The 749-nt window shown below is 43.5% G+C and carries 1 protein-coding gene; it reads left to right on the top strand.

Annotated elements, in window-relative coordinates:
• Window positions 1–620 (top strand): HipA domain-containing protein (locus R8N47_RS24840; protein WP_318186058.1); only part of this gene is annotated, 620 nt, incomplete at its 5' end.
• Window positions 621–749: the final 129 nt, after the last annotated feature.

The following is a 749-nucleotide window of genomic DNA, read 5'->3' as shown; positions in this document are numbered from 1 at the left end:
ATGGCGTATATATGCGTGATGGCGTTTCTTTCCCACGCCTACTGTGCGTCAAAACCATAGACACGGTCATCACTAACCTAAAGCTCACCCAATGGATGCTCTTTAATCTAGTAACGCTAAACTACGATGCCCATGGTAAAAATATTAGCTTCTTCGTCACCCCTAAAGGTCTGGAACTGACCCCTTTTTATGATTTAGTAAACATAGAAGCAATCGCTCAAGAGGGAACAAAACGCAACTCACGAAGCGGTAAGTTGTCTGCTGATGAGGGGCGTGCCGCCAGTATCCCTCAATATTTTGCAATGTCGATTGGAGATTGGGAAAGTGAAGACTTTCAAAATCCGCCGAAAGGTAACTTCAAACGCCCTATCACCAGCTATGATTTAGCTGAATTCGGCGCTCTGCTGGGTTATTCAGGCACCAAGATGGCTTCCATAATGGTAGAAACCGTTGGTGCTATAAAAAACACCCTGAAGGAAGCGATTGAACTTACCGAAGCTCAAGGAATCGAGGATCGAGAACGTGAACACATAGAACTATGTGTCTCACTCATCCAAACAGAGTGTGAATACTTGCTATCGCAAGCCGACGGTGTGCCAGAAATGAGTGAGCTTCTTTAAATTAGAAAGTTTTTTATTGGCAATGAGTTAATCTACATAACAAGTTGCCAGTGCCAAAATAGTTATCGAGACTGAGAGTACTGCTCCCCACGCCCAAGTGTACATACTTCTTCTTTCTGTTATAAAAAG

It is taken from the genome of Vibrio sp. 2132-1 (assembly GCF_033344315.1).
This window is presented reverse-complemented; position numbering and strand designations above follow the sequence as displayed.